Source organism: Roseovarius sp. MBR-6 (genome assembly GCF_040547525.1).
Taxonomy (GTDB): domain Bacteria; phylum Pseudomonadota; class Alphaproteobacteria; order Rhodobacterales; family Rhodobacteraceae; genus Roseovarius.
On record NZ_JBEPPW010000048.1, the window covers coordinates 1 to 5,428 of the forward strand.

Genomic DNA, 5,428 nt, shown 5'->3' on the forward strand with positions numbered 1-5,428 from the left:
GCTGCCTCACGGCAACGCGTCACCGGTGGGCGGATAGCCCGGAACAGGTGGGCGCATGTTGTCGGAATGGGTGGGCGGATGTTCCGGAATACGCAGGTCTGGACCGCAGTCACGAATTCCTTGTCGCCCATGGAGATCGCCGCGGGTGCTGCGGGCTCTGGTTGCTCGAGCGTGATTTTCTTCGACCTGTTCGAAATTGGCGCTGCAGCAGGCGGATAGGGCAAGGCATGCCCCTGCCGTGCTTTGTCGATCTCCGCAAAGTGGCGGTCCGCATAGTAACGGATGTGATTGGACTTGATGGGATATTGCCCCTCGGGCAGAACAAGGACCTTGTCGAGCGGGAAGCGCAATAATTCAGCGGGAGATACCAGCGCCCGTTCTTCCGAACGGCGGCTTAGATTTGCGCTCTCCGAGAGCTTGCGCACCGTTGCCTGTGATCTGGTCTTGCCCACGATCGTGTGTTTGCCCAGGGCTGCGGACAGCACGTCAGCGGTGCGATCATCCTGGGGGGTCATGTAAATTTGTACACCCGCACCGGCCTGCAGCGCTCGGCGGTCGGTTTCGCCGTAGATACCCTCAAGACCGGGGATAGACTGCGAAATGATAAAAAGCCGCCCGCCATAAGAGCGGATCGTCTTGATGCTTTGAAGGACCAGGGGTTGTTTTCCCAGTTGGTCGAACTCATCCATCAGGAACATGACGGGATGTGGCTCATCCGCTCCGGGATGCGCGCGCTGCAAGCTTGCGATCGCGTCGGCGAACAGGAGCCGGATCAATGGGGCGAGGGTTTTCAGGTGCTCCGGCTGCACGACAATATAGAGCGACTGCGGTTCTCGTCGGAACGTCCCGAAGTCGAAATCGCTTGCCTGCGTCGCCCGGTCCACCGCCGGATCGAGCCAAAGCTCCAATCCGGCCCCGCGGATCACACTGACATAGGAATCGAGGATCTTGTCGACTTCGTCGGCCATGCTCAGGAAAATCTCGGCCACCACCGGGTTTGCGGTTTGGGCCGCGGCCCGTTTGTAGAATTCTTTCTTGTTGCCGCCGCCGGTCATGATCCGCAGCGCCTCGCCGATCGTCGGCTTGCCGGTCTCGATGGCATAGAGGCAAGACGCCACGAACAGGCTGCGCCCGGCCTGGAAAAAGCTCTGCGCGTTCACGCTTTCGACGATGAGAAACAGGTCCGCCATGGTGTTGATGGCGGTGTATTGCTGCTCGGGGCTGGGAAGATCGGCAATGCGCTGGAGGGGATTGAAGCGATGGGTACGGGTCAGGACAGGCCCGTTCTGGCCCTCGGGCTGAACGTAGTCATAGGGCGAAAAGTACCAGACCTGATTCTTCAACGCCTTTTGACGATGGATGGATGTCTTCTCGAAATTCTCGCCCTTGACGTCGAGGATCACGGCGCTGCCCTGGAAGTGCAAAAGGTTCGGCAATACGAAGCCCACCCCTTTGCCACGTCCCGTCGGCGCGATCATCATCGCATGCGGAAAGCGATCTGGCGTGGCCGACACGAAGGGCGCGCGGGACGCAGGTGAGCCAAGCTTGCCGAACAGAAAGCCGTTCTGGGCGAGGGATGCCGACATACGGTTGCGGCGAAGCTCGGGACGCGACTGGAAATGTGCATCATCATAGTCGGTGAGCGCCCCGCGATGAACAGATGTGGCCCCTGTCGCCGCCAGCAGCAGGGCAGGAAGGGCCGTGATGAGCCACGCGGTATGCTCCACCGCAGGGTTTGCCTTGATCCGTGGATCAGACAGATTGAGCAACCAGGGCTCAAGAATATCGAACCCACTCAGGTCTTCGCCAAATCGCACCATCAGATAGAGCGTGGCAAGCGCGGCACCGATCCAGGTGCCAACACCGAGACCGAGCAGGATGGCGACCGGATACCGCCAACGGCTTTCCATTGCATGCAGCATGTCTTGCAATCCTCTACAGGCCGTAATCGTGATCGGCGTCGTCGCGGTCGCGCCCCCGCTCCCCGGCGCGCTCGAACGCCTCGATCCGGGTCCGGTAGGTGGCGGCGGGTTCGCTGTCGCGGCCGGCAATATCACCACCTGCATCCACCGCAGCGATGGCCTTCAATTCCGAGAACACGGCCTGTCGCAGACCGGGATCTTCGATGCGGTCCATGAGCGGGTCAATCCGGCCAGCGGCCAACTGATCCATATCCCCGGCGCGCAGGTCTTGCCGCACGTCGGAGATCAGCTTGTCCAGCGTGGCGATATCGGCAAGGCGGCTGCCCTGCCCCGCGTCGAGGATGTCCTGACGCGCCAGATCCGCCAAAAGATCATGATCCATGTGCAGCTCCGCAAAAACATCCCGCGCGCGCGCCTGCAGGTCGCGTTCGAGCCCAAGCCAGTCCGAGCGCTCCTGAGCGTCCACTGGGCGTGACGCTTCGAGTTGCGCCTCGCTGCGATGGGGTGCGGTGAAACGGGCAGCAACTTCTTCGATGCTGCTTCCCGCCTCCTCAAGCCGGGTCTCCATCGGTGCCAGAACGCGCGACAATTCCGCTCGGAAACTCTCAAGCGCAGCACCGGCCTCAGCTGCGAGCGGATTGCCCTCCTCGCCTGCGCGTGCGGCCAGGCCCGCAATCCCCTGCACACTGTAGGGATCGCGCTCCGGCGACACCGGTGAAGAATGATCCGCAAGAAAGTCGCGGCCCAGAAGCGTCCCCATCTCGCGTGCTTGCCCGGCAAAGAGTTGTTCCAGTTCGACCTTTTCGGCACCGGGCGCCATGTCCTGAATGGCGATCCAGGCGCTGTCGGCTTCCGCCCGCAATGTTTCGCGGGCGGCGATCAGACGACCGATTACATCCGCTCCGGCCACGGGGATATCAGCCCCTTCGGCAAGCCCTTCTTTCACCGGCAGTCCTTTCATCAAGTTGTTGGCGGCAAGCTCTGCGCCTTGCGCGATGCGCCCCATCCATCCGTCCGGAGGGGCGGCAATTTCCAGGCTCAACCCGGCAAGCTGCGCCAGTTGCCGATACCCTTCGGCATGTCTGTGTATTTCAACCTCTCGCAGGGCGCGGCTTTCAGGATCCAGCGGCGCGACCACCGGCTCCCGCCCCTCCTTGCGGGCCGCCTGCAAATCGGTGTCCCGCGGGGCGTTTTCCATGATGCCGCGCGACAGACGGGACGAGGCGTTCAGCAACAGCCCGTGCTCGCCCGCGATCTGAGCATGCAACTCGCGCATCATGTCATAGCTGATCTCGGAATGGCGGCTGATCGAGAGGAACTTGCCATCCTCCATCCCGACTTTATCGACAAGAACATGGGCATGCACATGATCTGTGTTGCAATGAAGAGCCGCCACATACCGATATCGATCCCGGTAATCCCCACCGAAGACCTCCTGCGCCCACTCACGCGAGATGGCTTCCGCCAGTTCCGCCTCGGTTCCTTTGGGAAAGGACAGGATAATATGATCGGTATGGCCCCGTTTCGGCGCGCCGGACCAGGATGCGCTCCAATCGGCAATGACACTTTCCATGCCACGCTCGCCAAAGACACGATCGACGCCGATCTGGTTCGACCAGGCTGCGACCCGCGCCTCGTCGCGCAGGATGTATTTCATCTGTCGGCGTAACTCTTTGGGCGAATGACACCCGCCCGTGCCAACCCGCTTCACCACGCTTTGTGGCACCCGCAGCGCGTTCCAGGACATCATCGCAACAGCCCCACCGGCGGGGCCACGTCGACGGCCTGACGATACGCGCGCTTCGCCTGCCATGGCAGCAGACCGCCGTCCCACATGAGGCAGTATCTCGCCCAGTACCACCTGCTGAAGGGTGCGTGTTTCAGCCATCGTGTTGACCCTCCCCGACATCCCGAAGATCGGACACCCGGACAAAGGCCCCGCGAAGCGAGGCCGCGCGCAAGGCCTGCACGGACCGGGCCACCTCTTCGGCTCGGTCCGCAAGCCGACCAACCAATGCCGCGTCGCGCGCGTTCCACCGCAGCTTACCCGCATGGGCAAGCTTCAGCATCTGCACAAGATTGCGCGCCAAGGCATTGAGCTGATTGGCCGACGCCTTGAGTGCCGCGACCTCGTCCCGGCGAAACGCAACAATGCCGGATGACAGACGGATCATGTGCCGGAGCAGCCCTGACGTGGTCATGCCCGTCTCGGCCACAAGCGCCTCGAATGCCTCAGCCTCACGGGCGGACACTCGAACCTGCAGCACGCGGCCCTTTGTGGTTCGATCCGTCACCATACCGCGCGCCCGCACACGGGCGACAGTGGGCCGTGAGCAGCCAACACGCCGTGCGATCTCGTCGTCGCCAAGCCCTTGAGCGGCAAGCCGGAGAACCTCTTGTCGGGCTGTGGTGGAGAGGCGTTTGGACATGGGCGGCAAGATTTACCATTAGATAGTTTTTGTAAACGCAAAAACTCTAATGAGTCGTCACACAAGTTTTGTCATACACAATACCGTTCCTGTCAACGTCCCTTCGGTCCGTTGTCGCACCTTCGGTGATCAGCACGCAGGGCCTTGGCCATGCGTGCTGCAAACCCCCCCGCGACAACGAACAGACCGAAGGGACACCGCCTCCCCCGCGCCTGTTCAGGATCCGGGCCCTCGCCCGGATCCTGAACAGGCGCGGGAATGATGTCGGCGCAGCCGACACATCATCCCTTCATTGGCGTTGACTGCTGCAAGGGGATTTTCCCGGAAGAGAAGAAGACCTTGCAGGATTGGAACGCCCGCGCCGCACCATGCGAATTCGGTCCGTGCCGACGCGGATGGTCGAGGATCATTCGCCATACGCCAAAGGGCCCGTGTGCCCCAACACCTCGAAGGTTCAGGGCATCGCTGGGGCAGTGCTGCAACGGCGCGATGGCGCAAGTGATGCATGCCGCAACGGCTGTCTGCATGAGTGAGCGATTGACCTAACGCATACAAAGACGATTGCAGCAACAGCAGATCGTCGCAACCGTGGTCCGTCTTTCTGACCCAAGGGGTGACCGCCTGTATCGCGCAAGGTCTGGACGCCAGACCGAAGCACCGCCATAACGGCGCAAATATATGTTATAGGGTCAATGAATGCTTGTTGTGACGGCGATCTCCGCCAAAGGCGGATCAGGAAAGACAACGCTCATACAGATGCTTGCGTCCGCTATGCTGGCGCGCGGCCGCCGTGTGCACGTCATGGATGCGGATGCAGACAAGCAAATCCTCGAATGGGAATCAAAAAGCGCGCGCGCCGACTTCGGTGATCTGCCACGTCTTCCATGGCCCGCGGGCTTGACCGTGGCCGATGCCCCCGAGACCGTTGAAGGCCTTTACCACGCGCTGGACGGTTTTGAGGCCGAAGGCGTGGACCTCGTCCTTGTCCGTCGTCGAATGATTTGGAACAGGCGGCGTGATTTTGGTCTGGAGGGCTCCGGCTCTGTTGGTTGATGTTATGCTGCTTGGCGCTGATGG

The 5,428-nt window shown here is 61.7% G+C and carries 4 protein-coding genes; 1 reads left to right on the forward strand and 3 read right to left on the reverse strand.

The window, feature by feature from the left end; all coding sequences use genetic code 11:
- The 3 genes from ABIE57_RS20165 to ABIE57_RS20175 all read right to left on the reverse strand — a co-directional run.
- Positions 1-1,922, reverse strand: a 1,922-nt coding sequence (locus tag ABIE57_RS20165) for a type IV secretory system conjugative DNA transfer family protein (protein WP_354540826.1), incomplete at its 3' end; no start/stop codon positions are given.
- A 13-nt stretch (positions 1,923-1,935) separates the two neighbouring features.
- Positions 1,936-3,579 carry a relaxase/mobilization nuclease domain-containing protein gene (locus tag ABIE57_RS20170; protein ID WP_354540827.1) on the reverse strand — a complete coding sequence of 548 codons (1,644 nt, stop codon included), beginning with the start codon at positions 3,577-3,579 and terminating at the stop codon, positions 1,936-1,938.
- Between the two features lie 223 nt (positions 3,580-3,802).
- Positions 3,803-4,351, reverse strand: a complete 549-nt coding sequence (locus ABIE57_RS20175; RefSeq protein ID WP_354540828.1) for a helix-turn-helix domain-containing protein — start codon at positions 4,349-4,351, stop codon at positions 3,803-3,805.
- Between the two features lie 696 nt (positions 4,352-5,047).
- On the opposite strand from ABIE57_RS20175, the gene ABIE57_RS20180 reads away from it, so the two are divergent.
- The gene (locus tag ABIE57_RS20180; protein ID WP_354540829.1) at positions 5,048-5,404 is read left to right on the forward strand and encodes a nucleotide-binding protein; all 357 of its coding nucleotides are present in this window, start codon (positions 5,048-5,050) and stop codon (positions 5,402-5,404) included.
- Positions 5,405-5,428: the final 24 nt, after the last annotated feature.